The following is a 25,655-nucleotide window of genomic DNA, read 5'->3' as shown; positions in this document are numbered from 1 at the left end:
TCACACGCCGTCGATTCGCCGGTGAGATGAGGATTTCTCTGTCATCCGTCCGGTGACGCCGTCCTTTCGGACGTTCGCTTGGACGCTGCCACTGCAGTGGCCTCCTCGTCCTGGCCCGTGTCCGACGCGTCGGCCGCGTCCGCTTCCAGTGCGTCAGGATCGGGCTCCGGAGCCGGACCGATCGCCGCGCCCAGCAGGCCCGAGTTGGGCATGCTGATGGGCCCCTCGTCGGTCTCGATGATCGTGTACAGCAGGCCGGCCGCGACGATGACGCCTTCGAACGGCCCGCCCATCGCGCCGGTCCGGACCTTGACCCGCTGGCCCGGTGTGTAGGGCCGGGCGAACAGCAGCACCAGACCGGCGAAGAAGTTGCCGAGCGTCTGCTGGGCGGCGATGCCGATCACCACGCCGGTCACGGCGCCGCCGACCAGCAGATTGCCGAGGTTGACGTTCAACAGCCCCAGCAGGCCGAGGGCGACCGTCAAGTATCCGACGATGACGCAGACGAGCCGGATGGCCGAGGCAGCAGCCACGCCGGCCTTGTTGTGGGTGACCCTGGCGACCTCGTTCCCGACGGACCGGGTGGCGACCACGCCGGCCAACACGAACACCAGGGCGAGCACGACCGCGATCACCGTCAGGTAGCCCGGACGGACCACGATCTCCCGACCGAACAGCTGGAAGACCGCCGAGGTACTGCGGCCCAGGCCGCCGAGCCGATCGCCCGCGATGAAGCAGAACAGCGTGATCAGCACTGCAGGAACAGCCCTTTTGAGATCCGGCTTGACCCGATGGTCCAGGGCCCGCAGCACGGCGAGAGCACCTCCAGCCTGCGGGGCGCCTCCAGGTTCCGGGGCGCCTCCAGGTTGCGGGGCGCCTCCAGGTTGCGGGGCGCCTCCAGGTTGCGGTGCGCCTCCGGCCTGCGGGACGCCTCCAGGCTGCGGGGCGGAGATCCGGTCAGGGGCTGACGACTGGTCTGTCATGCCCACCATGCTGGCAGCCGACCAGGGCCATCGGAAACCAGCTTCACTCCGACAGCCGGCGAACGTCCTGCAGGGTGATCGCTATAGCGATCACCCTGCAGGACGTCTGCCGTTACTTCCAACGGAAGTGGACGAACACCCGGCCAAAGTTGTCCGAGTCCTTCTCGACGCGGTGATAGATCGCCTTGATGTCCTTGCGGTCCAGAAATTTGAGCACGTGCTTCTTGAGTGCCCCGGTCCCCTTGCCGGGAATGATCTCCACCAGCGGGGCCTTCTTGGCCACCGCCTCGTCGATGATGGCCTGCAGTGCCCGGTCGATGTCCTGCCCCTTGTTGTAGATCTCGTGCAGGTCGAGCTTGAGCTTCACGCCGACGCGCCGTTCACGACGACACTGCTCATGACGACCCGCGGTTCATGACGACGCCGCTGTTCATCAGAACACCAGGGCCAGACCGGGGTCGGCCAGCAGCGCTCCGACGTCGGCGAGGAACTGCGAACCCTGCTGACCGTCGATCACCCGGTGGTCGAACGAAAGCGAGAGCTGGCAGACCTTGCGCACCGCAAGTTGGCCGTCGACCACCCAGGGCGCGTCCTTGATGGACCCGAGCGCGAGGATCGCCGACTCGCCCGGGTTGATGATCGGTGTGCCGGTGTCGACGCCGAAGACACCCACGTTGGTGATGGTGAAGGTTCCGCCCGACATCTCGGCTGGTGACGTCCGCCCGGCCCTGGCCTTCTCCGTCAGGCCAGCCAGGGCAATGGCGATTCCACGCAGGTCGAGTTGGTCCGCATCGCTGATGACCGGCACGATCAGGCCGCGAGGAGTCGCCGCGGCGATACCGAGGTTGACGTAGTTCTTGTAGACGATCTCGGCCGTGTTGCCGTCCCAGACGGAGTTGATCTCCGGCGTCCGACGAGAGGCAAGACAGACCGCGAAAGCAGCAAACACCAGCGGGCTGAGCTTGACGTCGGTGAACTCCTGCCGCTTCCGCAGCCGGTCGCGGAGCTCCATCATCGGGGTGACGTCGAGCGTCAGGAACTCGGTGACGTGCGGCGCCGTGAACGCAGACGCGACCATCGCCTGGGCCGTCATCTTCCGGATGCCCTTGATCGGTACCCGCGTCTCCCGCGGTCGGGCGGCCGGTCCCGCCGCGGCCGCCACCGCAGCCCCGATCGCGGTCGTATCCGCAGGCCCGATCGCGGTCGTACGACCGGCCACCTGCTCGTCTGACGCTTGAGGGTCATACGACTCGGCGGACGGTGATACGAGCGGGGGCGAGCCCGCCGGGTCGGCAGAGTTTACGGTGTTTGCGGCGGCCTCGACCTCGGCACGGGAGATGACGCCGTCGGCACGGGCGGGGGACAACGTGGACAACTCGACACCCAGGTCCCGGGCCAGCTTGCGGACCGGCGGGGTGGCCTTCGGCGCAGGCCGTGCGAGCTGTCCGAGTCCGGCCGTCACCGGCTCGGCGATCACCGCGACCGGCTCGACAACCGCGGCGACCGGCTGGACCACCGGCTCGACGACCACCGGCTCGACGACAACCGGCGCCGGTACGGCCGGAGCAGCAACCGGGACAGCCGATCGGGGCACGCGGTCGAGGTCGAACCCGAGATCCTCGACGGGTCGCATGGCGGAGGACTTGCGGGCGCGCCGCGCGGTCGACGGTCCGGCAGATACGTACCCGACCAGGGTGGCGATTCGACCATCGGCCGTCATCTCGCCGATCTTCGTCCCGGCCTCCTCGGCCTCGACCGAAGCCGCGGGACCACCGGCACCCTCGACCGCTGCCGCGGCACCAGGAGGGGTCGGAACGACCGCAGCACCACCCGGATCGGTATCGATGCTGATGATCGGCGTCCCGACGTCGACGGTGATGCCCGGCTCGACGAGCAGCGCGGTCACCAACCCGGCGAACGGGGACGGCAGTTCGACGGCAGCCTTGGCCGTCTCGATCTCGACCATGATCTGGTTGACCGTCAGGGTGTCGCCGACGGCGACGTGCCAGGTCAGGATCTCGGCCTCGGTGAGGCCCTCACCGACGTCAGGCATCGGGAACGTCTGGATGTTCGGCATCTTCTCTCCCCAACCCCTCAGTAGGCCAGCACGCGGTCGACGGCGTCCAGCACCTTGTCCAGGTCCGGCAGGTAGTACTCCTCGAGCTTGCTCGGCGGGTAGGGCGTGTCCATCCCGGCCACCCGGAGCACCGGAGCGGCCAACGAGTAGAAGGCCTCCTCCATCACCCGCGCGGCGATGTCGCCGGTGATCGACGACTCCCGGGGCGCCTCGCTGACGACGACCAACCGACCGGTCTTGCGGACGGATTCCAGCACCGGGTCGAGGTCCAGCGGCGAAAGCGTCCGCAGGTCGATCAATTCCAGCGACCGGCCCTCGGCCGCAGCGGCGTCGGCAGCGGCCTGCAGGACGGGCATCGACGGGCCGTACGACACGACGGTGACGTCGGTCCCGGTCCGCCGGATTGCGGACGAGAAAGTGCTGCCGACAACGGCTCCCACGTCCAGCGGAGCCTTCTCCCAGTACCGGCGCTTCGGTTCGAAGAACACCACCGGGTCGTCGCAGCTGATCGCCTCCTGGATCATGAAGTAGGCGTCGGCGGCGTTGGAGCAGGTGACCACCCGCAGACCGGCGATGTGGCAGAAGAACGACTCAGGAGCCTCGGCATGGTGCTCGACGGCGCCGATGCCGCCGCCGTACGGGATCCGCACCACTACCGGCATCTTCACCCGACCCTGCGTCCGGAACGTCATCTTGGCGAGCTGGGAGATGATCTGGTCGAAGCCGGGGAAGACGAATCCGTCGAACTGGATCTCGGTGACCGGCCGGTACCCGCGCATCGCGAGACCCACTGCAGCGCCGATGATCCCGGACTCGGCCAGCGGTGTGTCTAGCACGCGGTGTTCGCCGAAGTCCTTCTGCAGGCCGTCCGTCACCCGGAAGACACCGCCGAGCTTGCCGACGTCCTCGCCCATGACGAGCACCTTCGGGTCGTTCTCCATGCTCGCCCGCAGGCCCATGTTGAGCGCCTTGGCCAACGTCGTCGGAGGGGCGGAGGCGTGACCGTTCGATGACACGTGCCCATTCGACATGCCGACCACTGCAACACCTGCCGCACCGACGGCCGCGGAACCCGTTGCGTTCATGCGTGCACCGCGGTCTCGTCCTCGAACCCGTCGAGGTAGGAACGGAACTCGGCCTGTTGGGTGTCGAGTTGGTGGTGCGGCTCGCTGTAGACGTGACTGAACATCCGGTCCGGCGCCGGGGTCGTCAGGCCGATGCAGAACGCCCGGAAGCGGACGGCCAGCTCGTCGGCCTCCGCCTCGATCTGATCGAAGAAGGCTGCGTCGGCCAACCCGTTGCGCGCCAGGTGCACCCGGACACGTTCGATGGGATCCAGCAGCTTCCAGGCCTGCGCCTCGTCGGCCTGCCGGTAACGGGTCGGGTCGTCGGACGTGGTGTGCGCGTCCATCCGGTAGGTGAAGGCCTCGATCATCACCGGGCCGTTGCCGGAGCGACACTCGTCCATCGCCCAGCGGGTCACCGCCAGGCAGGCCAGCACGTCGTTGCCGTCCACCCGGACACCGGGGAACCCGTATCCGGCGGCCCGGTTGAACAGCGGGATCCGGGACTGCCGCTCGACCGGTTCGGAGATGGCCCACTGGTTGTTCTGGCAGTAGAAGACGACGGGCGCGTCGTAGGCGGCGGCGAAGACCATGGCCTCGTGCACGTCGCCCTGGCTGGTGGCGCCGTCACCGAAGAAGGCGATGGTCGCTTCAGAAGGCCGGTGGGAGGTCTCCGACGGGCCGACGGCCCCGTCCAGACGTTGGCCCATCGCGTAGCCGGTCGCGTTGATGACCTGGTTGCCGATGACGATGCAGTAGCCGGCGAAATTGGTCGCGACCGGATCCCAACCGCAGTGCTCGGTGCCGCGGAAGATCGGCAGCAGCTCGGTCGGGTCGATGCCCTTGCACCACGCCACGCCGTGCTCACGGTAGGACGGGAAGGCCATGTCCTGCGGCTCCAACGCGCGGCCGGCGCCGATCTGCGCGGCTTCCTGACCGAGCAGCGGCACCCAGATCGACAACTGGCCCTGACGCTGCAGCGCATTGCCCTCGCGGTCGAATCTCCGCACCAGCACCATGTCCCGGTACAGGCCCTTCAGCAGGGCCGGGAAGTCCTCCGCCGACACGTCGAGCGGGTAGTCCGGATGGGGGGTGAACTCACCCTCCGGGTTGAGCACCTGGATCAGGTTCTCACCTCCGCTGGTCGCCTTGAGGCCGGCGATCACCTGCGACGGGGAGGGAGCCATGGTCGGCGTTGGCGCCGCGCCGGCTCCGGTGGCGCCCCGTTCCTTCACACCTCGCGCCGTCGTCAGGCTGTCGATCCATTGCTGATTGACCACCGATACATCTCCTCGTCCAATAGGTCCCACCTCCGGGATCGCCGGGGGTTGCGGGCGCCGGACGTCAGGGGCACGAGCGACCCGGGGTGTGGGCCATCGAACCGCTGTCGTCGGCGTTGACGGTCAGCTTCGGTTCCTGTGCGGCACACCCGATCCGGGTGGTCCGACGAGATACCTTGCCCAGATACTGGCACGGATCGCGACCGCAGGTGATCCCGCCCACGTCCGACCGTCGGAGTACCTACCAGTTGATGCACGTCGGCGAGAGACCTCCCCACTGGCCGTCCCGTGCGGCGCGGCCATACGATCAAGGGCGACGGACCGGCAACAGTGCCCGGCCGGGGTCCACCGCCGACGGGCGTGGGCGAGGCGAAGGCCGTTGACGACGAAGGGGTCCCCATGGAGCTGGAACACCGATTCGAGGTGCCGGTTGGCATCGAGACCGCCTGGAACACCCTGCTGGACATGGAAAAGGTCGGACCCTGCTTCCCCGGTGCGACTCTCGAGACCGTGGACGGCGACAGCTTCACCGGCTCGGTGAAGATCAAGCTCGGCCCGATCCAGCTGACGTACAAGGGCAAAGCCACGATCGTCGACAAGGATCCGGTCGCCCACCGCGCGAAGATCGAGGCGTCCGGCAACGCAGCGCGTTCCGCCTCCACCGCCGCCATGCTGGTGACCGCAACAGCCACCGCTCTCTCCCCCAGCCGCACCGCCGTCGATCTGGTCACCACCCTGTCCATCACCGGCCGCCCGGCGCAGTTCGGCCGCGGCGTGATGGTCGAGGTCGGCAACAAGTTGATCGGCCAGTTCGCCGACGCGGTGTCCACCCAGCTGTCCGGTCGTCCGGCCGGTGGCGCTGAACTGCTGCACGAGGTCAACCCGGACGAGGTCGCAGCGGAGGTCGCTGCCGCTTCGGAAAGCTCTTCGGAGGGGGCAGGTACCGAGCCCTACCGCTCGGTCGGCGCTCACCGGGTGCCGGCCGGTCAGGCGCCGGAGCCGATCAACCTGCTGCAGTCGGCCGGCGCCCCGATCCTCAAGCGCCTCGCGCCGCTGATCCTCGGCCTGGTCGCCTTCGTCCTGCTCCGCCGCGCAGCCAAGCGCCGCCGCACCCCCGCCGCCGCCGAGGCCTGACCGACCCCGGGCCGCGCTTATCAACTTCGACTGCGCTCATGAAGCAGTCGATTTTCGTCACACCAGCCCCAAACCGGCCACGTTGATAAGCGCTGGCGAAGTTGATAAGCGCGGGAGGGGGCGGGTCAGGCCACGCCGAGGGCGGTCTTGAGGGCGGCCAGCTCCGCGTGGAGGGAGGCCGGGACGGTGTGCCCGATGTGGGCGAACCACTCCTCGATGAGCGGGATCTCCTTCTTCCACTCCTCCGGGTCCACGGCGAGCGCAGCGGCGATGTCCTGCTCGCTGACGTCGAGGCCGTCGATGTCAAGACCGCCCGGCGCCGGTACGAGTCCGATGCTGGTCTCTATCGCCTCCGCCCGGCCCTCGAGCCGGTCGATGACCCACTTCAGCACCCGTGAGTTCTCGCCGAACCCCGGCCACAGGAACCCGCCATCGGCCGCCCGGCGGAACCAGTTGACGTAGAAGATCTCCGGCAGCTTGTCGGCGTCCGGACGGTTCGCCAGACCCGCCCAGTGGGCGAAGTAGTCGCCCGCGTCGTAGCCCATGAACGGCAGCATCGCCATCGGGTCACGGCGGACCACTCCGACCGCTCCGGTGGCGGCCGCCGTGGTCTCGGAGGACAGCGTCGCGCCCATGAACACGCCGTGGCCCCAGTCCCGCGCCTGCACCACGAGCGGGATGGTCGTCTTGCGACGGCCGCCGAACAGGATCGCGGAAATCGGGACGCCGGTCGGCGAGTCGTACTCCGGAGCCAGGATCGGGCACTGGTCGATCGGAGTGCAGAACCGTGAGTTGGGGTGTGCGGCCGGCTGCCCGGCGGACGCCAGCTCGTTGCCGTCGGAGTCCCGGCCGGACGGGGTCCAGTCGCGTCCCTTCCAGTCGGTCAGGTGCGCCGGCGGCTCCTTGGTCATGCCCTCCCACCAGATGTCGCCGTCGTCGGTGAGGGCGACGTTGGTGAAGACCGAGTTGCCCTGCGCGATCGTCTTCATCGCGTTGGGATTGGTGTGCCACCCGGTGCCCGGGGCCACTCCGAACAAGCCGAATTCCGGGTTGACTGCGTACAGCCGGCCGTCCTCGCCGAACCGCATCCAGGCGATGTCGTCGCCGAGTGTCTGGACCTCCCAGCCCGCCAGCGTCGGCTCCAGCATCGCGAGATTCGTCTTGCCGCAGGCGCTCGGAAAGGCAGCGGCCACGTAGTGGACGTCCTGTTGCGGCGAGGTCAGCTTCAGGATGAGCATGTGCTCGGCGAGCCAGCCCTCGTCGTGGGCGATCGCGGACGCGATCCTGAGCGAGTAGCACTTCTTGCCCAGCAACGCGTTTCCGCCATAGCCGGACCCGAAGGACCAGATGGTCCGCTCCTCGGGGAACTGGCTGATGTACTTCGTCGGGTTGCACGGCCAGGTCACGTCGGCCTGGCCGGGCGCGAGCGGCGCGCCGATGGAGTGCAGGGCCTTCACCCAGGTACCGCCGGAATTGATGAGCTCCAGCGCGCGGTCGCCGGTCCTCGTCATGATCCGCATCGACGTCACGACGTACTCGGAGTCGGTGATCTCGACACCGAGCATCGGGATCTGCGCGTCGTACGGACCCATGCAGAACGGCACCACGTACAACGTCCGCCCGCGCATGCTGCCGCGGTACAGCTCGGTCATGACGGCCTTCATCTCGCTCGGGGCCATCCAGTTGTTGGTGGCCCCCGCGTCCGCCTCTTTCTCCGAGCAGATGAACGTCCGGTCCTCGACGCGGGCCACGTCGTCGGGGTCCGACGCCGCGAGGAAGGAGTTCGGCTTGGCCGTCAGCCGGGTGAACGTGCCGGCGTCCACCAGCTTGTCGGTGAGCTGCTTCCACTCGGCGTCGGACCCGTTGACCCAGACGACGCTGTCCGGCTCTGTCAACGTGGCGATCTCGGCGACCCAGCGCAGGAGTTCGGGGTCGGTCGCCGTCACTGCTGCCGTCGAGCTGCCCTCTGCTACCGCTGTCACGCCGGCCAATGCGGACACGCGGGCCGCTCGGGTATCGGGCGGAAACGCGTCGAGGCGCGTCCGGCGGGGCGAAGCGGCCGGCCGATCCTGTTGGCCGCGGGTATGCCCGAGGGGCGGGTTGACAACGGCGGTCATCGACACCATCTCCTGTTGATTTTCGTTTGATTTTCTGCTGATTTGCACCGATGGACGACATTGGCCGTAGGCCTCGAAGTTGCTGCTCTTCAACCCGTCTCGGTGAGGATTGCGCTGACTTTAATGATTCAGCCTAGGTTTTCTTCGATCCTGACGTGAGGCACACGCCACAGAATCGTGAAAGAGATCGATTCAGAACACGTGATGGCACACACAATTGTTTGATTTTGTTGCTACTTGAGATGTTGTGCTGACTCTGGACCTACACCGCGCCTGTTGCTCTTCACCCACTGTCGGTGCCCCGTGACACAGTCGAACGATGGAGAAAGTCAGCAACCAGCAGATCGTCGACGCCGGCCTCGCCGACTGGCGGAAGCTCGCCCAGGCTCTCCACGCGCGCTTCGCGATCCCGGACTACGTGGTGGCCGCGAAGTTCCTGACCGCGGTCGCACAGGCTGCCGAGTCGGCGTCGCACCACCCCGACCTGAAACTGACCTACGGCGTCGTCGACGTCTCGCTGTGCACGCACCAAAACGGTCTGTGGGTCACACAGAAGGACATCGAACTCGCCCGGACGATCAGCGCCATCGCCCGCGGACATGGGCTCGAGCCGCAGCCGACAGCGGTCACCCAACTCGAACTGGCTCTCGACACCGCCAACGAGGACGGCATCTCCGCCTTCTGGGCCGTTCTCCTGACGGGTACCGCGGACAGCCGGATCCACGACTCGGTCTTCGACCCCACCGGCCGCGTGCCGGGCCTGTGGTTCCAGGGCAGCCCCGACGACGAGGGCCGCGAACCGCCCCGCCAGCGCTGGCACTTCGATCTCTGGCTGGCCCCGGAGGTCGTCGACGACCGCATTGCCGCGGCGGTGGCCGCCGGCGGGACCGTCGTCGACGAGTCCGGTACGCCCGCCTTCACCGTCCTCGCCGACCCGGACGGCAACCGCGTCTGCCTCTGCACCTCGACCGGTCGCGACTGATCTCCGGAGGTCCCATGTCGGCACGCGTCGACGCGCCGGCCCCGGAGCGGTCCCTGGAAGTCCGGCCGGTCACACCGGACCGTTGGGACGACCTGGTCTCGGTGTTCGGGCAGCGAGGGGACGATCCGGGCTGGTGCTGGTGTCGGATGTTCCTCGGACCTGCCGCCGACACGTCCGGTTCTCTCGGGACGACACCGGACAATCGCGAGGCGCTCCGGCAGGAGGTCACGGCGGCGGCGACACCACCCGGCCTGATCGCCTACGTGGACGGTCGCCCTGCCGGCTGGAGCAGAGTCGGTCCGCGCGACGGCTTTCCGCGGGTCCGCGCGAACCGGGCCCTGGCACGGGTGCTGGCCGACGACCCCGGCGCCTGGTGGGTGACGTGTTTCGCCATCGAGAGCGGCCATCGTCGAACCGGCGTCGCAGCGGCGCTCCTGGAGGCCGCGGTCGCCTTCGCTCGCGACCACGGGGCGACGTCCGTCGAAGGTCACCCGGTTGACGTCGCGGCACTGAAAGCAACGCGCGTCAGCGGTTCGGCGCTGTTCATCGGGACCATGGCGACGTTTGTCGCCGCCGGATTCTCCGAGGTCGGGCGGACCTTCTCGTCGCGGCCCGTCATGCGGCTGGTGCTATGACCGGCTGCCGCCGCTGCTAGCGCGGCGCCGGGTCCGGCGCGAGTGTTCCGTCGGGCGAGATGTGGTCGAAGATCTGGCCGACGAGCGTCAGGATGTGCGGGTCCTCGACGGTATAGATGTGGTTGCGGCCGACCGATCGGGTGGTGACCACTCCGGCCAGGCGGAGTTTGGTCAGGTGCTGACTGGCCGAAGCTACCGTCACCCCCACCTCCCTCGCGAGCGTTCCGACATCCCGCGGGGCATTGGCCGCCAGCCACACCAGGTGCAACCGCACCGGTGACGACAGGAGTGCGAAGGTCGACGCCGCCGCCTGCAGCTGCGGGAGCGCGGGCCGTCGGGCTCCACCGCCCCGGGCTGTCGGACTCGTCACGAGGCTCATTGTCTCCCGGCGGCGCAGCTCACCCGGCCCCGCGGCGCCAATCCTGACGTTCAAGTGATTGCGCAAGTATGCAATCATGGAGTCCGGATGGTGCCGCCGGCCCATCGCGCGCCCGACCACCGACCGACGAGAGGCTGACCATTGAGCTTCTGGACCCTGACCCTCATCGCGTTCGGCGTCTCGGCCGACGCCTTTGCCGTTGCCCTCGGAAAAGGCCTGCGCATGCCGCGGCTCGACCGCGCGCGTGTCCTGATCATCGCGGCGACGTTCGGTGCGTTCCAGGCGCTGATGCCGCTGGTCGGGTGGTTGCTCGGGATCAGTTTCGCCGGCTACATCACCGGCTTCGACCACTGGGTTGCCTTCGGCCTGCTCGGCCTGCTCGGCGGGAAAATGCTGTGGGAGGCCGGCTCCAGCAGAGAGGGCACGGCCAGGGACGAGGACACCCTGGAGATCAACGAACTCCTCGTGCTGGCGCTGGCCACCAGCATCGACGCACTCGCGGTCGGGATCAGCTTCTCGTTCCTGGACGTCCACATCGGGTGGGCGGTCGTCCTCATCGGAGTCGTCGCGCTGATCGTGACCGCGGCCGGTGTGGTGCTCGGCCATCGCGTCGGGAGCAGGCTGGGCAAGCCTGCCGAAGTGGCCGGCGGCGTGATCCTGATCCTCATCGGCGTCCGGGTCCTGCTCGACCACCTCGGGATCTGGTGACGAACTGCAAAACCGTTGCGTCCTGCAAAGTGATCGCGATAGCGAGCACTTTGCAGGACGCTACGGGTCACCAGGCGAGCGTTATTGCGCCTTGGACACCGATGACATGTTGAACCCGTCGACGCGGATCGGCGGCATGGCGCTGCGGGTGAACCAGTCGCTCCACTCGCGGGACAGGGCCGCCTCGGTGCGGCCAACCGCGGAGGCCTGGCGGAAGACGTCCAGCGGGGACATGTTGAACCGGAAGTTGTTGACGGCACCGGCGATCTCGCCGTTCTCGATGAGGAAGACCCCGTCGCGGGTCAGGCCCGTCATCAGCAACGTCATCGGGTCCACCTCGCGCAGATACCACTGCGAGGTGACGAGCAGCCCGCGCCTGGTGCCCGCGACCAGGTCCTCGGTGGTCAGGCTCTGGTCACCGCCGTCGAGCACCAGGTTGTCGGAGAATCCGTGGAACTCCGAGCCGAGTTCGGCCGCCGAACCGCGGGTGTGCAGCAGCGCGGCGATCTCACCCCGGGCGATCAGGTCCGTCCGGGCCAGCGGCGCTCCGTTGTCGAACACCGAGATCTCGTCCGACGACGAAGGAGCGACCACGTACGGCGCGGTCTCCAGCCCGGCGATCGTGGGGTCAGAGTAGAGCGAGAGGGGCAGATCGGTGAGCTTCTCCCCGATCCGGGTGCCACCGCCCGGAGCCGCGAAGGCGGAGTGGCCCTCATAGGCCGCGCGCGCGCCGGACGACCAGGCCTGGAACAGCATGAAGTCGGCGACGGCGGTCGGCGGGAGCACCGTGTCGTAGCGCCCGGGCGTGATCTCGACCCGGCGCCTGGCCCACTCGAGCCGCCTCGTCAGCGCGTCGGACATGGTCAGGATGTCGACGTCGGTGAAGTCGGAGCTCGACGCACCGCTCCAGGCTGATCGCGAGAGGTCGGCGGACTTGGCGTTCACCTCGACGGTGCCCGTCGGCTGGACCCACCGACGGCGGATCCCGGTCGATGTCCCCAGATACGTGGTGCTGATCTCGTGGCGGGCGAACCCGAAGAGCAACCGGTCGTCGGACCGGGCGCCGTCGAAGGCGGCCGCCAGTCCGGACAGCAGTGCGGAGTAGACCGAGAATGACGTCGGCTCACCCGGTTCGCCGAACCCGACCTCCGAACCGCCGGCCTGCTCGGGCGTCACCAGCTCCGCGAAGTCCCTGGCCCGGCCGGCCGACGCCGAGGCCTTCGCCTCCCGCTCGGACTGCCGGACCACCTCGGCCACCGCGGCCGGCGAGGACGCGGCGGCCACCGAGGCGTTGACCGTGGCCGCCGCTCCGCCGACCACCGAGATCACCAGCCAGGACAGCGAATCCGAGACTCCGCTGGTCGTCACCGTGTTGTTCGCCCATCGCACGTTGGCGGTGCTGGTCCCGTTGACGACCACGATGCACCCGTCGGCCCGCGACGCAGCCAGTGCCACGTCGATGATCTGCTGGGGCGAGAAAACCTGCTGCGCAGCGGCTGTCATGCGGCACCTTCGGAGATCGTGTTGAGGATGGAGATACCGCGGAAGCGGGCGGAGGGGCAGCCGTGCGACACCGCGGCCACCTGACCCGGTTGTCCCTTGCCGCAGTTGAAAGCGCCACCGAGCAGGTACGTCTCGGGCCCCCCGACGGCATCCATCGCTCCCCAGAAATCCGTTGTCGTCGCCTGGTAGGCGACATCTTTGACCTGACCGACGATCTCACCGGACCTGATGCGGTAGAAGCGCTGCCCGGTGAACTGGAAGTTGTAGCGCTGCATGTCGATCGACCACGATTTGTCGCCGACGACGTAGATGCCGTCGTCGATTCCGGAGATCAGGTCGGCGGTGGAGCCACCGGCCGGATCAGGTCGCAGCGACACATTCGCCATGCGCTGCAACGGTTGGTGCGACGGCGAATCGGCATAGGCACACCCGTTCGACCTGCTCAACCCGAGCCGCGGCGCGAACCCCCGGTCCACTTGATAGCCGGTGAGGATCCCGCCGGAGATCAGGTCCCAGGACTGCCCGGCGACGCCGTCGTCGTCGTATCCGACGGTGGACAGTCCGTGCTCGACGGTCCGATCGCCGGTCACGTTCATCACCGGCGAGCCGTAATGCAGCGTGCCCAGCAGGTCCGGTGTGGCGAAAGAGGTTCCGGCGTAGGCGGCCTCGTAGCCGATCGCACGGTCGTACTCGGTGGCATGGCCGATCGACTCGTGGATGGTGAGCCAGAGGTTGGTCGGATCGACGACGAGGTCGTAGCGCCCGGCCTCGATCGACGGCGCTTTCACCTTCTCGGCGAGATACTCCGGGATCGAAGCGATCTCGGTGTCGAAGTCCCAGGTGCCGTCGGTCAGGTACTCGAAGCCACGACCGACCGGCGGAGCCAACGAGGACATCGACTCGAACCCTCCGGAGGACGCGTCGACGGCCACCGCGGACAACGACGGCTCACATCGCACGCGCTGCTGCGTCGTGGTGGTGCCCGCGGTGTCGGCGTAGAACTTGTTCTCCTTGACCGACAGCAGGCCGACCGTCGCGTGAGCCACACCGTCCGCGGCCAGCAGCCGCTCGGACCGGTCCAGCAGCAGGGTGACCTTGTCCTGGGTCGGCACGGAGAACGGGTCGGTGACGTACGAGCTGACCCACTGCGCATCGACGTAGACCGGCTCGTCGGCACGTTCCACCCTCTCGGCGACGACCGAGGCGAGCGCTCTGGCCACCTCGACCGCCTGACGGGCCGTGGCCGCTGCGACCTCCGGGGTCGGAATCACCGCGGCCGCGAAACCCCAGGTGCCGTCGACGATCACCCGGACCGCGAAGCCGGTGGTGACCGAGTCGACGGAGGACTGCACCGCGGTGTCGCGAAGGCTCAGACTGCCGACCATCAGCCGCTCGAACCGGAAGTCCGCGAACGAGGCACCGGCCAAGGTGGCGGCGGACAGCGCGGCATCAGCGAGCGAGCGCAGTGGGAGGGCCAGGAAGTCGGCATCCACCGGATGGGCAAGGTTCAACTTCGGGTCAGCGGACACCACGCCACTGTATGACGCCCACGACGGCCCGCCCCGCGCGACGGGTAGCACCGGGACGCCCGGCGCAGCCCATCCCAGCCCAGATCAGCCGGTGGAGGCGCCGGCCGTGGTCTGATCGGGGACGAACTTGCCGTCGGAGCCGATGTGGCCGGTGGCGGCCTGCTGCCAGCCGCCGTGACCGTCCGGGACGCCGATGGTGACCTGACCGTCCGGAGCGAGCTGGGTGACCTGGTCGGTGGTGCCGTCGCCATCGGTGTCCGAGTAGGCGACGACGGTGCCGTCGTCCAGATGCGTGACGACCGTGTCGGGCGTGCCGTCGCCGTTCATGTCCGCCGTCGGCGCGCCGAGGTCGTAGTCCTTGCCACCCTCGGTGAAGGTGATGTCGCCGGCGGGCGCGTGACCGGCCGCCACCTGGGTGCCGGGCGCGTCTTCGGTGCCGGCGGAGCCGCCACTCGTGGTGGCCGTGCTGGTGTCAGCAGTGCTGGTCGAGCCGCCGTCGGTGGTCGTGCTGGTCGAGCCGTGGTCGGTGGTACCCGACGTCGAAGTACCGGTAGTGGTACCGGAGCTGGTGCCACCGGCGTGGCCGGTCGTCACACCGTCGCTGTCGGTGCCGCTGAGCGCGGCGGTCGGGTCGGGAGTGGTGTCCTGGACCAGCGCGCCGGAGGAATCCATGTGACCGGTGGCGGCTACCTGCCAGCCCCCGTTCCCGTCGCTGACGGCGATGACCACCTTGCCGTCGGCGCCGATCTGGGTGATCTGGTCGGCGTGACCATCGCCGTCGCGGTCGGTGTAGCCGGTGATCGAACCGTCGTCGTTGTGCTGGACGGCGGTGTCCGCCGAGCCGTCCTTGTCCAGGTCGACCGTCGGGACACCGAGGGAGTGGGCGGACCCGTCATCGCCGGTGACGGTGATGTCGTGACCGCCCGTCGAGGTGCCGGACGACGTGCCGGACGACGTGTCGGATCCGGAGGAGTTCGTACCGGAGGTGGTGCTCGAGGATGTGCCGGACGAATCGGTGGTCGTGCCATTCGTGTGCGAGGAGGCGCCCGTGTCCGTACCGGTGCTGTCCGTGCCGGTATCCGTGCCGCTCGTGGAGGTTCCGGTGTGGCCCGACGTGGTGCTGCCACCGTCCGTCCCGGAGTCCCCCACCGGCGCACCGGTCTGCGGGTCGACCTCCGTGCCGTGGGCATCGTAGGCATGCATCGAATCGGCGTGGCCGTCGTGATCGGAATCGGTGACGACGTACTCGTGGTCACCATCGATGACGATCACCGAGTCCGCGATCCCGTCGTGATCCGAGTCGTAGGTGGCTTCGCCGAGATCCTGGGAGCCCTGCGAGCTGTCGATGGTGATGTCGTGCCCTGGCTGCACGTCCGAACCGTTGTCGAATTCCATGAGGTGCTCCCTGGTTGATCGGGCGGACCGGCGCGGGCGGAACCACCCGAAGGTGCTGCCGCGCACGTCGCCGTGGGCGAAATCTGAGATTGTGCAGGTCTGACGACAACACCGGACAAATGGTTCCCGGTCAAGACCGGCGGCGGAATTCCGGAATTTCCGCCACTCCGTTTCAGCGGGTGCGCTGGATCAGCCCGGCCAGCGAGACCGGATTCAGCAACGGGCCGACACCCGTTCCGCCCGGTTGCAACCGGGGAGAGGACACGACCTCAGCGGGCGCGAGGTCGTCCCCGGCGATCCTCTCGGGCCCGGCGACCCTATCGGGCCCGGCGACCCTCTCGGGCCCGGCCGGCGTCTCGGACCGGGCGAACACAAGACCTTCGAAGAGGGGCGAATCGGCGGTGCGGCGGAACCGCGGACCGGCGGCCGCCTCGACCGGCCGGACCGGCAGGTCCCCCAACACTTCCCGCACGCCGGTGAGCAGCAGCTGCAGCCGGACGGGATCCATCGGGTCGGACTGCGGCTGCGAAGACCCGGTCATGATCTCTCCCCGGTCGGCGCTACGGCGACCCAGTTCCCACTGGGAGTCAACGCATAGTTTGCCGTGACCTGGCCGGATGCGTCCGCGGTCCAGGCCTTGTCCGCAACGCCGTCCCCGTCGGAGTCCTGGTAGAAGAGGGTCGATCCGCCCGGCCCGGCCACGGACACCGTGTCCGGGACTCCGTCGCCGTTGCTGTCGATGGTGGCCGGCCCGGCGTCGAACGACCGGCCCGCCACGCCCACCTCGACGTTCTCATCGTTCTTGTCGTGCTCCCCCGCATCGGGAGGCGAGACCGGAGCGTCCTGCCCGGAGTCGGTGTGGGACGAGACGGGGTGCCCGGTAGGGTCGATCACCAGCGATCCGTCGGCCTGGACGTGGCCGGTCTGCACGACCTCCCACCCACCGTGGCCGTCGGGGACGGCCCAGATCGCCTCGCCGGACGCCGGGTCGATCTGGATCACCTGGTCGGGGTGCCCGTCGGCGTTGGTGTCCGAGAGCACGAGGACGTGGCCGTCGTCGGTGCGCACGGCAACTGATTCCGGAACACCGTCGCCGTCGAGGTCCTCCTTCGGAGCACCGAGATCGACCTGCGCGCCGTTGGTGGCGACGTAGACGATGTCCGGGGCGTGGCCGGTGTCGCCGTGGGTGCCCGACGGCTCCGTCGACGAGGGTTCGGTCGTGGACGGCGTCGTCGGCGGCGGGTGGGTGTCGGACGTCGGATGCGCCTGCGCCGCTGGGTCGGACGATGCCGTCACGCCCGCGGTGTGCTCCTCGACGAAGCCGCCGTCGGCCCCGATGTGGCCGGTCGCAGCGACCTCCCACTTGCCGGATCCGTCGTCGGTCAGGATCGCCGCCTGGTGGGTGGCCGTGTCGACCTGCAGCATCTCGTCCGCCCGGCCGTCCCCGTCCGTGTCGGAGACCTGGATGATGCGACCGTCCGCTTGGACCACCGCGGTTTCGGCACGGCCGTCACCGTCCAGGTCGTACTTCGCCGGCCCGGCGTCGATGTAGTGACCGTCGGCGGCCACGGCGATGTCGCCGGCCGCAACGCCCGGATAGCTCGCCTCCTCGGTCGTGGAAGCCGGTCCGTCGGTGGACGAGGTCGGCGTGGACGACGGGGTCGAGGTGGCCGCAGCCACCGACGGTTCGGTCCCGGCCGCAGCAGGATCGATGGTCGAGTCGACGACGGCGGTGCCTGCCGAGTCGACGTGTCCGGTCGCGTGGACGGTCCAGTGGCCTTCGCCGTCGGTGGTCCACGCGGTGAACGATCCGTCGGCATCGATGCGGAGGGCGACATCCACGTCACCGTCGTGATCGCTGTCGGCATAGACCTCGACGGTGCCGTCCGAGCCCTCGACCGCCACCGCGTCGACGCCGTGACCGCCGTAGCTCAGGTTGGGTTGACCGAGGTCGATCTCCGATCCGTCGGCCGAGACGACGACCAGGTCGCCGTCCGAAGCGGTCGGTTCGTGGTCGGGCCCGGATGACGGCGCCCCCACGTGATGGACCGCGTCGAGACCTGACGCGTCAGGGTCGGCGGGTCCGTGAGCATGGTCGACGTCGTGGGTCTGGTCGTGATCGTCCATGTGCGCGTCTGCCGCGAACTGGCCGTCGAAGGCCCCGGCACCGGCCTCGTGCGCGGGCTGGTCCCCGAGATCTGTGTCGGTGAACATCGGTCCCCTCTTCTGGACTGTGGATGCAGCGCGGTCGGCGGCGGAAGTCTGTGCCGGGTCGGACTCTCCGGACGGGCTTCCGGTTCCACTCCGCCACGGTGCGACGGGTCAGGCCGGCGGATCGACCCGTTCGGCCGGGTCGGATTGCTGTGCGGCCAGCTTCTGCGCGGCCAGGTTCTCCGCCGCGACGCTGAGCGCGGAGAGGTTGAGTCCGGCGAAGGACGATCCCGGCGATGCCGGTGCAGAGACTGCAGGCGGTGTGGCCGAGCCGGGCGGAATGTCTGCAGGCGGTGTGGCCGAGCCGGGCGCCCCGACAGCCGGCGGCCAGGACGCGGCAGCCCCTGGGGTCCAGCCGAAGTCCGGTGGCCCACTCGCGCGCTGCGTCTCGGCGACCAGTTGCGGCAGTCCGGCCGGCAGCCGGATCGACGGCGGCGGAGGCGGGGCGGTCGCCGGGGGCGGGGCGATCGCCGGGGCCGGGGCGATCGGCCGCCGGAGCGCGGCCGGGGACGGGAGCAGTTCGGCCGGTAACCGTGGGGAGAGCGCAGGTTTCACCATGGCGGCAGCCAGACCAGCTGCCACCGAGGAGATCTCGAGCGGTGGCAGGCCACCGACCCTGGTCGCCCTGATCCGCTGCAGCAACGCCTCACCGCCGCCGATAATCGTCGCCCCGGCCCCCCGTCGTTCGTCCAGGGCCCGCAGCTGCCCGGCTCGCTCGGTGGCGTCGAGCTTGAGAGCACCGTCCACCTCACGGATCTCGTTGTCCAGCGCCGCCACCTGGCGGACCAGCACATCGTCAAGCGCCAGCGTCAACTGCTCGTCGGCCTCGATGAACTGCTCGGCGATGTTCTGGTCGATCTGCGCCTTCGCCTCACCCAGTACCTCCATGAGCCACTGCTTGAGGTGCTGCTTGTCGGCCATCCGGCGACGGGATCGCATCAGGTAGAACGCGGCAGCGCCGCCGAGCACGATCGACACCGGGGCCATCACCACGCCGAACGCCGCGGGCAACGCCGCGGCCGGCAGCATGGTGACCATTCGCGACAGCGTGAAGCCCATGCCCGCACCGGACATCGTCATGATGGTGTCGTCGAGATTTCTCGCCTTCTCCGGCGCCCTCGTCGTCAGGCCGGAGTAGGGCCGGGTGGCGAGTTGCCCGACCAACAGGGTCATCTCCTCCGGACTGAAGAGCTCGGAGAGCACGGTGCGGCAGATCCGGCCCATCGCCTCGATCAGCCGGCCGTGCGCGCGGGCCGTCATCGCCTGGGCGTAGGCGTCGATGTGGAACGCCATGTTCTTGAGTTCGGCGTTGTCGGCCTGGTCGATCGAGCCCCGGAACATCTGCGAGGCCTCCCGCACCTCACGAGCCGTCTCGTGGGTGAGATCTACTCGGGCGCGCTGGATCTCGGCCCGGAGCATCACCTGCCAGCCTCGCGTCCCGGCCTTGCGCTGGCCCAGCAATTCCTCGCGCCGGGCCTTGAGCGCTTCGGCCTGGGCGGCGCCGGCGGTCAGCGCCCGTCGCCGGCCCTCCAGCCTGAGCACCGCACCGGACAGCACCGTGACGCTGGTCCGGATGATGTTGGCATCCGACATCATCGCGGCGACGGCGGCCACCTCCGACTGCAGGATCGTGCGCAGCTGCCCGACCCCCGACTGGGTCAGTAGCACCTCTGCGATCTTCGGGTCGGCTGCCGCCGCGGCGGCCTCGGCCAGCCGACTCGATACCGGATGGAACGGGGCGTCGCTGAATCGCGGCGCCCACCGGGCCAGCAGGTGTCGATCGGCCTCGACGATCTCGCGCCATCCCCGGTAGGCGTCGGTCTTGGTGACCACGAAGTGCACGGCCTCGACCCGGTCGGAGACGGCAGTGAGGAAGTCCAGCTCGCCGCGGGTGAACGGGGCGGACGCGTCGACGACGAACAGCAGGGCGGCTGCGGCCGCAGCGGCCTCGGCCGCGAGCTCGCCGTGCGCCGCCACCAGTCCGCCGACCCCCGGGGTGTCGACGATCGTCAGCTGGGAGGTGAGCTCGCACGGCACGCCCACCTCGATCCAGCGCGGCGGCGGGATGTCGACGTCCGGCTCGCCGTCGACGGTGGCCCAGGCGCGCAGATCCTTCGGTGGGAAGGTGATGTCGGCCATCCCGCCGCCGAACCGTGCCACCGTGTAGGGGGTGGCGGCCTTGGTGAAGACGAGGTAGCTACAGGTAGCCGTCCCGGCATCCACCGGCGACAACCCTGGAACGCCGAGCAGCGCGTTGATCAGGGACGACTTCCCGCGGTTCGTCTCGCCGACCACCACCACGCGGGGCAGCTCCGGCGACGGTTTGCGGGCCACCAGGTTGCCTGCGCTGTCGGGATCGTCGACGCGCAGCCAGCTCGAGGACAGGTCACGCCATTGTCGGACCGCCTGCGGTAGCGGCACCACACCCGGTCGCGTTGGCGCCACGGGGCGAGGCGCAGCCCTCGGCGCGGAGATGCCGAGGGCGGCCACCGAGGCGAACGGATCCGGGGTGCTCATGGCGCCGAACCTACCTTTCTCCTCAGGTCCCGACGTTGTCGTTCCACAAGGTTTCCAGGTCCGCGAGGGTGATCGAGCCAGAAGCCGCCAGGACGCCGACGAAGTTCTGACCGCCCTGCGACCACATCACCGCCGGGTACTTCGTGCCTTCGATCGGCAGGGCGGCGGCCGCGATCACCCGGCCGCTGGCGCCGTTCAGCGTGTAGGAGTGGTCCTCTTCGGTGGTGCCGCTGACCCGCACCGACGCCAGGTAGTCAAGGTAGTCCACGACGTCGGTCTCGCTGCCGACACTGACGACGATGAGGTAGAAGGTTCCACCACCGGGGTCGTTGTTCAACTGGCAGAACGCTTCTCGCTCGATGTTCACCGGACCGGTCGAGTCCGATCCGGTGGCAGCCGCCGGCAGGATGCACTGCAGGACGTCGAACCCACTGCCGACGAACGCCCGTTCTTCGCTGGTCAGCGTCGTCGGGACGGCAGTCGTGATCTTCGTGGACGCCGGCGAGGTCTGCGAACTCTCGGGCGTGCTCAGGGGCGGTGTGGACACGGCGGCCGAACTGCCGGTGCGGGCCTGGGTCCCGTTCGTGACCCGGCTCGACGGACTGGTGGTCGGATCGGTCGTCGGGTCGGCCACGCTCGAGGACGCGAACGGTTTGACGATGATCAGGACGAGGGCCACGACGAGGACGACGGCCAGCGCGACCGAGCCGACCAGCAGTTTCTGCCGGTTCTCCCTCGGCGCCGTCCCGCTCCACGGCGGCTGTGGGGCACCGGACTGCGGGATCGAACCGGACCCGAGCGGGTGCAACCCGGTGGTCTGCGTTCGCCGTGCTCCCGCCGACCGTAAATACTGCGGAACAGGTGGAAAGTACTGCGGTGCAGGCGATCCAGGTGGCATCGGCGATCCGGGCTGCGCAAGCGGTCGAACAGGCGTCACAGGCGTCCGGGAGGCGGGGGCCGCGGCCGAGGTGCGGAGGTCCCGACCGGCGAGTGGAACCGCCAGCGCCCCCAGTGCCACCGCGGTCTCCGGCTGATCCAGGGCCACCGGGGTGAGGTGGAAGCGCTCCTGGATGAGGCGGGCGACCAGCGGGACCCGGGAGGAGCCCCCGACCAGGAAGATGCCCCCGAGGAGCAAATTGGTACTGAGCGACGACGGAGCAACGCCGGCCCGGCGCAGGGTCTGATCCATCGTCTCGATGCTGCGCATCAGATTCGGCCGGACCAGGTTCTCGAACTCCGCCCTCGTCAGGTGGACGTCGACGAAAGGGTCGGGCAGTGCGACCTCGGTCTGGGCGTAGTCCGACAAGGTCTCCTTCGCCGCCCGGACGTCCTCGGCCAGTCCGCGTGCGGCTCGCCGGGTGCCGCCGTCGGTCGGCCGGAGGATTGCCTGCCAGCGGGCCGGGTCGGCGACGGCGGCGCTGCGGCCGATCAGATCGAGGATGGCCTGGTCCAGGTCCAGCCCGCCCAGATCGGTGAGGCCGCCTTCGGCCAGCACCGCGAAGTTGCCGGCCGTCCGTCCGACGACAGCGACGTCGAACGTGCCGCCACCGAGGTCGTAGATCGCCACGGCCTGACCCGGCGCGAGCTGGCGCCCCGGGAGCTGGGTGAATTGGGCCGCTGCCGCCACCGGCTCGGGAATCAGGTCGATCGAGCGGCCGAGACCCGCATTCCGAGCCGCGCTCAACAGGATGTTCTGCCGGATCGATCCCCACTGCGCGGGATGGGTGAGGCGGACCTCGTCGGCAACCTCCCCGCCGAACTGTCGACGTACCTCGCCGGCCACCGTCCTGAGCACAGCGGCGATGAGATCGACGACCGGGAAGACCTGATCGCCGAGCAGTACCTCGCCGTCGTCGATCCGGCGTTTCGGGTTGGGCTCGAATCTGGACGGTTCCAGGCGGGCCTGACGCTGCGCCGCCCGCCCGACGGTGATCCCGTCCGGACCGCCGTAGACCGCGGAGGGCAACAGGGACGACGGCCCGAAGTCGACGGTCCGCGGGGCCTGGGCGTCCACGGCCAACGCCGCCACCGTGTTGGAGGTGCCGAAGTCGATCGCCAGGCGCCTCATCATGGTCGAGCTTAGTTGCTGATCACGGCGGGCGACGAGGCTTGCGTGCGTCGGACGGCCGACCGCCGGCTGCGGCGCCTAGGCCTTGGCCGCGGCGCGAGCGGCCTGACGCTGGCGCATCGTCTCGCGTTGCTCGACGAAACGGCTGGCCTGGGTGTCCAGGCCCGTCATGAACGCGGACAGCTCCTCGCGTGCCTGCTCGCCGGCCGGGCCCAGGTCGTCGCGGTCGAAGACGCGCCAGAACTTGAGCACCGGCTGGACCACCGCATCGTGGTGCAGGCGCAGGTCGTAGATGCCGGCCTTGGCGATGGTGACGGCGTTGCGGGTGTAGCCGGGCATACCGGCACCCGGCATCTCGAAGCCGACGACCTCGTCGCGGATGGCCTCCATCGTCGCGTCCGGCGCGCGATCGAACGCCGCGGCGACGAGGTTCCGGTAGAAGATCATGTGCAGGTTCTCGTCCAGCGCGATCCTGGCCAGCAACTGCTCGGCGAGCGGGTCGCCGGAGGCCTTGCCGGTGTTGCGGTGCGAGACCCGGGTGGCCAGTTCCTGGAACGAGACGTAGGCAACCGTCTGCAGGACGGATTTGTCACCCGAGTCGTACCCGGCCGTCATGTGGGCGATCCGCAGGTTCTCCAGCTCGACGGGATCGACCCCGCGAGTGACGACGAGGTAGTCCCGCAGCGCGATGCCGTGGCGACCCTCCTCTGCCGTCCAGCGCCCGACCCACTGGCCCCACGCCCCGTCACGCCCGAAACGGGTGGCGATCTCGCGGTGGTAGGACGGGAGGTTGTCCTCGGTGAGCAGGTTGACGATCATCGCGGTCTTCGCGGTGGGGTCGAGCTGCGAGTCCTCGGGGTCCCAGTCCTCGCCGCCCAGCATGGCGAAGTCGCGGCCCTGGCTCCAGGGGATGTAGTCGTGCGGCATCCAGTCCTTGAACACCGACAGGTGACGGTTGAGGTTCTCCTCGACGACCGGCTCGAGGTCGTGCAGCAGCCGTGCCTGGAGACCGGCGGCATCCTTCGGGATCGCTCTGGTACTGACCCCGTTCGAGGTGATCGTCAAGTCTTCTCCATTCCGAACCCGCTGGTGGCGCGGGCATACACTTTACCCGTGGCGTCGGCCTGACCGGGCGGGGTATCAGCCCGATCAGACCGGAGCGGAACCCAGAGAGAAAAACTACCCCTGGTTCCTGGGAGACCCCTGAGCGCGCAGGATCAGCCGTTCGCGCCCATGGCTGCGGCGTACTGCGCCCGCACCTCGGCCGAGACCCGGCCGCGGACCGACACCGGCACGCCGGCCTCGTTGGCCCACTGGCGGATGACAGCCGCATCGGGCCCGGCAGCCTTGCCCCGGGAACCGACCCGCCCGGCGGGCGCGATGGCCGGTGCCTTCAGATGACGGCCGGCCGCGACGAACTCGGCGAACGCCTTCCGGAGCGCCTTCGCGTTCTTCAGGCTGAGATCGATTTCGTAACCGACACCGTCGATACCGAAGGAGACTGTCTCGGCGGCCTTGGCGCCATCGAGATCGTCGAGAAGTTTGACATTGGTGACCTGAGCCATGACGAGGCCTTTCGATTGATGCCGGCGTGAGAGCACCATCATCCCTCATGCACACCGCAAACTTCGCGATCTGCTGCGGCCCGCCGAAACGATTGCTGTTCGCGGCACATCTCCGTCGCCGCCCGCCAGCACCGACATCAGGCCCTGCCCAACCCCTGAACCGCTCCGACCGATGCGGTGTCGTGACAAAAGAATGACGATCAATAGCTTCGAGATCTGTTGCAGCGTAGGTTTTCCAGCCGGATTACGGAGAACTCGACCACCGCGAAAGACCATCCCGAGACCCGCTGATAGTCGCCAATGGGCCTTTCCCAGTAGGCACCGGAGCGTTCCCCGTGACGCCGGGCGAATGTCACACCGACCTGAATCGGCCGCGCGGGTTATCGCCCGGGTCAGACACCTGGCCCGGACCGGTCGGCGCCTATGTCCGATAAGCAGGACGCAGCCCGCCGGGTTTGCTCGAACAACCTTCGGCACTCGACCCAGCCTCGGTAATAGGCCCACGAAGCAACGGGGTGAACCTCGACACCAAACAAGACACGATTGCGCACGGCGCGGAAAAGCGTCGGAGTGAACCGTGAGGAATCTCTTTGCCCACCGTACCGGGCATCGACCGGGACCCCCGAAGGGCTCTGGGAGCGAATCAGCTAACTCGGTACACCACGACCACGGGTTCTCTGATCAACCGGCCCCGATCGCGAAATCCGGCCGACTCGGTTTCGGCGATCGTGTTGTGCAGCAGCGGGTCGGTGGTCTCCTCCACACCGCCGACCTCATGGCACGTCGGGTCGAAGATCTCGCCATCGGGCCTGATCACCTCGACACCGATCCGGGTCAGTCCGGCCGTGAGTCGCTCCCAGACACCGGCGCTGCGCGCCCGGTCCCAGGCGTAGATCAAAAGGTCGAGCAGCACGGCTCGCTCGGCGACGGGATCAGGCCCTGGCACGTCGTCCGGAGGGTGACCATCCAGGGGCAGATCACCGCCCAGCGCGTCGTCATCTGCGACCCCAGCTGGGAAGACATCCGCAGACGAACCGGACGCGAGCGCCGGCTGGCCTGCTGGTGGAGAGCCCTCGGGCTGCGGGGTGGCACCGATCCCGGCAAGGTCGCTCCCTCCCAGGACCCCCGCCGACCCGGCCTTCGATCCGTGCCCCGAGCCGCCTTCCCGGTGGATCACGGTGGTCACCTCGTCGTCACGGTGACCGGTGCCGACCCGGGCGTGCAGGTCCGGCCGACCTGCGGGATCCGGCTCACGCTCGTGCCCCGTCCGGCGCGATCCACCCCCGACCACGGCATCCGTCATCGGCGTCCGTCTCCGGTCCAGCCGTCGCCCGCCGCACCCCGCAGCGGACCTGGGAAGCCGGGCGACGGATCGTCCGGCTCGGCCATCGGACCACCAGAACCAGGCGGCCGCCGCTGTCCGAACTGACCCGTCGGCCGACCGTAGCGACCCGATGCCTGACCGTATTCGCCCGCTTCGTGTCCGATCTGGCCAGCCGGTTGGCGGA

General features: G+C 68.9%; 21 protein-coding genes. 4 read left to right on the top strand and 17 right to left on the bottom strand.

Annotated features, from left to right (window positions below; genetic code table 11):
* Positions 1 to 41: 41 nt before the first annotated feature.
* The 5 genes from ABIB25_RS13075 to pdhA form a co-directional block, all read right to left on the bottom strand.
* The gene (locus tag ABIB25_RS13075; RefSeq protein WP_354528898.1) at positions 42 to 812 is read right to left on the bottom strand and encodes a mechanosensitive ion channel domain-containing protein; all 771 of its coding nucleotides are present in this window, start codon (positions 810 to 812) and stop codon (positions 42 to 44) included.
* 283 nt (positions 813 to 1,095) lie between these two features.
* Positions 1,096 to 1,350 (bottom strand): Smr/MutS family protein, encoded by a 255-nt coding sequence (locus tag ABIB25_RS13070; RefSeq protein WP_354528897.1) that lies wholly within the window; start codon positions 1,348 to 1,350, stop codon positions 1,096 to 1,098.
* 66 nt (positions 1,351 to 1,416) lie between these two features.
* Positions 1,417 to 3,060 (bottom strand): dihydrolipoamide acetyltransferase family protein, encoded by a 1,644-nt coding sequence (locus tag ABIB25_RS13065; RefSeq protein ID WP_354528896.1) that lies wholly within the window; start codon positions 3,058 to 3,060, stop codon positions 1,417 to 1,419.
* Between the two features lie 17 nt (positions 3,061 to 3,077).
* Positions 3,078 to 4,091, bottom strand: coding sequence for an alpha-ketoacid dehydrogenase subunit beta (locus ABIB25_RS13060; RefSeq protein ID WP_354529051.1), 1,014 nt, complete (start codon positions 4,089 to 4,091; stop codon positions 3,078 to 3,080).
* Positions 4,092 to 4,141: 50 nt separating this feature from the next.
* Positions 4,142 to 5,311: a pyruvate dehydrogenase (acetyl-transferring) E1 component subunit alpha gene (pdhA, locus tag ABIB25_RS13055; RefSeq protein WP_354529050.1), complete on the bottom strand. Its 1,170-nt coding sequence runs from the start codon at positions 5,309 to 5,311 to the stop codon at positions 4,142 to 4,144.
* A 492-nt stretch (positions 5,312 to 5,803) separates the two neighbouring features.
* Between pdhA and ABIB25_RS13050 the strand changes: the two genes are divergently transcribed.
* Positions 5,804 to 6,538, top strand: coding sequence for an SRPBCC family protein (locus tag ABIB25_RS13050; RefSeq protein WP_354528895.1), 735 nt, complete (start codon positions 5,804 to 5,806; stop codon positions 6,536 to 6,538).
* 125 nt (positions 6,539 to 6,663) lie between these two features.
* Here the strand turns inward: ABIB25_RS13050 and ABIB25_RS13045 are convergent, their stop codons facing one another.
* The gene (locus ABIB25_RS13045; protein ID WP_502919813.1) at positions 6,664 to 8,520 is read right to left on the bottom strand and encodes a phosphoenolpyruvate carboxykinase (GTP); all 1,857 of its coding nucleotides are present in this window, start codon (positions 8,518 to 8,520) and stop codon (positions 6,664 to 6,666) included.
* 454 nt (positions 8,521 to 8,974) lie between these two features.
* On the opposite strand from ABIB25_RS13045, the gene ABIB25_RS13040 reads away from it, so the two are divergent.
* Positions 8,975 to 9,637, top strand: a complete 663-nt coding sequence (locus tag ABIB25_RS13040; RefSeq protein ID WP_354528893.1) for a 4a-hydroxytetrahydrobiopterin dehydratase — start codon at positions 8,975 to 8,977, stop codon at positions 9,635 to 9,637.
* 14 nt (positions 9,638 to 9,651) lie between these two features.
* Complete coding sequence (locus tag ABIB25_RS13035) at positions 9,652 to 10,272, top strand: GNAT family N-acetyltransferase (RefSeq protein WP_354528892.1); 621 nt, start codon at positions 9,652 to 9,654, stop codon at positions 10,270 to 10,272.
* 16 nt (positions 10,273 to 10,288) lie between these two features.
* Here the strand turns inward: ABIB25_RS13035 and ABIB25_RS13030 are convergent, their stop codons facing one another.
* Positions 10,289 to 10,651: an ArsR/SmtB family transcription factor gene (locus tag ABIB25_RS13030; protein WP_354528891.1), complete on the bottom strand. Its 363-nt coding sequence runs from the start codon at positions 10,649 to 10,651 to the stop codon at positions 10,289 to 10,291.
* 141 nt (positions 10,652 to 10,792) lie between these two features.
* On the opposite strand from ABIB25_RS13030, the gene ABIB25_RS13025 reads away from it, so the two are divergent.
* A complete protein-coding gene (locus ABIB25_RS13025; protein WP_354528890.1) occupies positions 10,793 to 11,359 on the top strand; it encodes a manganese efflux pump MntP in 567 nt (188 codons plus the stop codon).
* 81 nt (positions 11,360 to 11,440) lie between these two features.
* On the opposite strand, the gene ABIB25_RS13020 is transcribed toward ABIB25_RS13025, so the two are convergent.
* The 10 genes from ABIB25_RS13020 to ABIB25_RS12975 form a co-directional block, all read right to left on the bottom strand.
* Positions 11,441 to 12,862, bottom strand: coding sequence for a metallopeptidase TldD-related protein (locus tag ABIB25_RS13020; RefSeq protein ID WP_354528889.1), 1,422 nt, complete (start codon positions 12,860 to 12,862; stop codon positions 11,441 to 11,443).
* Positions 12,859 to 14,373, bottom strand: a complete 1,515-nt coding sequence (locus ABIB25_RS13015) for a TldD/PmbA family protein (RefSeq protein ID WP_502919812.1) — start codon at positions 14,371 to 14,373, stop codon at positions 12,859 to 12,861. Before ABIB25_RS13015 ends, ABIB25_RS13020 begins: the two co-directional genes overlap by 4 nt.
* A gap of 102 nt (positions 14,374 to 14,475) precedes the next feature.
* Complete coding sequence (locus ABIB25_RS13010) at positions 14,476 to 15,786, bottom strand: DUF6802 family protein (protein ID WP_354528887.1); 1,311 nt, start codon at positions 15,784 to 15,786, stop codon at positions 14,476 to 14,478.
* A gap of 172 nt (positions 15,787 to 15,958) precedes the next feature.
* On the bottom strand, positions 15,959 to 16,327 hold the full coding sequence (locus ABIB25_RS13005) for a hypothetical protein (protein WP_354528886.1): 369 nt from the start codon (positions 16,325 to 16,327) through the stop codon (positions 15,959 to 15,961).
* Complete coding sequence (locus ABIB25_RS13000) at positions 16,324 to 18,000, bottom strand: DUF6802 family protein (RefSeq protein ID WP_354528885.1); 1,677 nt, start codon at positions 17,998 to 18,000, stop codon at positions 16,324 to 16,326. Before ABIB25_RS13000 ends, ABIB25_RS13005 begins: the two co-directional genes overlap by 4 nt.
* A gap of 108 nt (positions 18,001 to 18,108) precedes the next feature.
* Positions 18,109 to 20,514: a dynamin family protein gene (locus ABIB25_RS12995; RefSeq protein WP_354528884.1), complete on the bottom strand. Its 2,406-nt coding sequence runs from the start codon at positions 20,512 to 20,514 to the stop codon at positions 18,109 to 18,111.
* 22 nt (positions 20,515 to 20,536) lie between these two features.
* Positions 20,537 to 22,585: an Hsp70 family protein gene (locus tag ABIB25_RS12990; RefSeq protein ID WP_354528883.1), complete on the bottom strand. Its 2,049-nt coding sequence runs from the start codon at positions 22,583 to 22,585 to the stop codon at positions 20,537 to 20,539.
* Positions 22,586 to 22,660: 75 nt separating this feature from the next.
* Positions 22,661 to 23,641, bottom strand: coding sequence for an acyl-ACP desaturase (locus ABIB25_RS12985; protein ID WP_502919811.1), 981 nt, complete (start codon positions 23,639 to 23,641; stop codon positions 22,661 to 22,663).
* A gap of 158 nt (positions 23,642 to 23,799) precedes the next feature.
* Positions 23,800 to 24,147, bottom strand: coding sequence for a histone-like nucleoid-structuring protein Lsr2 (locus ABIB25_RS12980; RefSeq protein WP_354528882.1), 348 nt, complete (start codon positions 24,145 to 24,147; stop codon positions 23,800 to 23,802).
* Between the two features lie 643 nt (positions 24,148 to 24,790).
* On the bottom strand, positions 24,791 to 25,450 hold the full coding sequence (locus tag ABIB25_RS12975; RefSeq protein ID WP_354528881.1) for a nucleotide exchange factor GrpE: 660 nt from the start codon (positions 25,448 to 25,450) through the stop codon (positions 24,791 to 24,793).
* Between the last annotated feature and the right edge of the window lie 205 nt (positions 25,451 to 25,655).

Origin of the sequence: Nakamurella sp. UYEF19, from assembly GCF_040546275.1 — a bacterium.
Taxonomy (GTDB): domain Bacteria; phylum Actinomycetota; class Actinomycetes; order Mycobacteriales; family Nakamurellaceae; genus Nakamurella.
Note: the sequence above shows the minus strand (reverse complement) of the source record. Positions and strands in the feature narration are given on the sequence as shown.

Excerpts from the sequence above, each read along its gene's own strand:
- ABIB25_RS13065 (WP_354528896.1), bottom strand. The coding sequence starts at position 3,060 with ATGCCGAACATCCAGACGTTCCCGATGCCTGACGTCGGTGAGGGCCTC.
- ABIB25_RS13060 (WP_354529051.1), bottom strand. The coding sequence starts at position 4,091 with ATGTCGAATGGGCACGTGTCATCGAACGGTCACGCCTCCGCCCCTCCG.
- pdhA (WP_354529050.1), bottom strand. The coding sequence starts at position 5,311 with ATGGCTCCCTCCCCGTCGCAGGTGATCGCCGGCCTCAAGGCGACCAGC.
- ABIB25_RS13050 (WP_354528895.1), top strand. The coding sequence starts at position 5,804 with ATGGAGCTGGAACACCGATTCGAGGTGCCGGTTGGCATCGAGACCGCC.
- ABIB25_RS13040 (WP_354528893.1), top strand. The coding sequence starts at position 8,975 with ATGGAGAAAGTCAGCAACCAGCAGATCGTCGACGCCGGCCTCGCCGAC.
- ABIB25_RS13035 (WP_354528892.1), top strand. The coding sequence starts at position 9,652 with ATGTCGGCACGCGTCGACGCGCCGGCCCCGGAGCGGTCCCTGGAAGTC.
- ABIB25_RS13030 (WP_354528891.1), bottom strand. The coding sequence starts at position 10,651 with ATGAGCCTCGTGACGAGTCCGACAGCCCGGGGCGGTGGAGCCCGACGG.
- ABIB25_RS13020 (WP_354528889.1), bottom strand. The coding sequence starts at position 12,862 with ATGACAGCCGCTGCGCAGCAGGTTTTCTCGCCCCAGCAGATCATCGAC.
- ABIB25_RS13010 (WP_354528887.1), bottom strand. The coding sequence starts at position 15,786 with ATGGAATTCGACAACGGTTCGGACGTGCAGCCAGGGCACGACATCACC.
- ABIB25_RS13005 (WP_354528886.1), bottom strand. The coding sequence starts at position 16,327 with ATGACCGGGTCTTCGCAGCCGCAGTCCGACCCGATGGATCCCGTCCGG.
- ABIB25_RS13000 (WP_354528885.1), bottom strand. The coding sequence starts at position 18,000 with ATGTTCACCGACACAGATCTCGGGGACCAGCCCGCGCACGAGGCCGGT.
- ABIB25_RS12995 (WP_354528884.1), bottom strand. The coding sequence starts at position 20,514 with ATGAGCACCCCGGATCCGTTCGCCTCGGTGGCCGCCCTCGGCATCTCC.
- ABIB25_RS12990 (WP_354528883.1), bottom strand. The coding sequence starts at position 22,585 with ATGATGAGGCGCCTGGCGATCGACTTCGGCACCTCCAACACGGTGGCG.
- ABIB25_RS12980 (WP_354528882.1), bottom strand. The coding sequence starts at position 24,147 with ATGGCTCAGGTCACCAATGTCAAACTTCTCGACGATCTCGATGGCGCC.
- ABIB25_RS12975 (WP_354528881.1), bottom strand. The coding sequence starts at position 25,450 with ATGACGGATGCCGTGGTCGGGGGTGGATCGCGCCGGACGGGGCACGAG.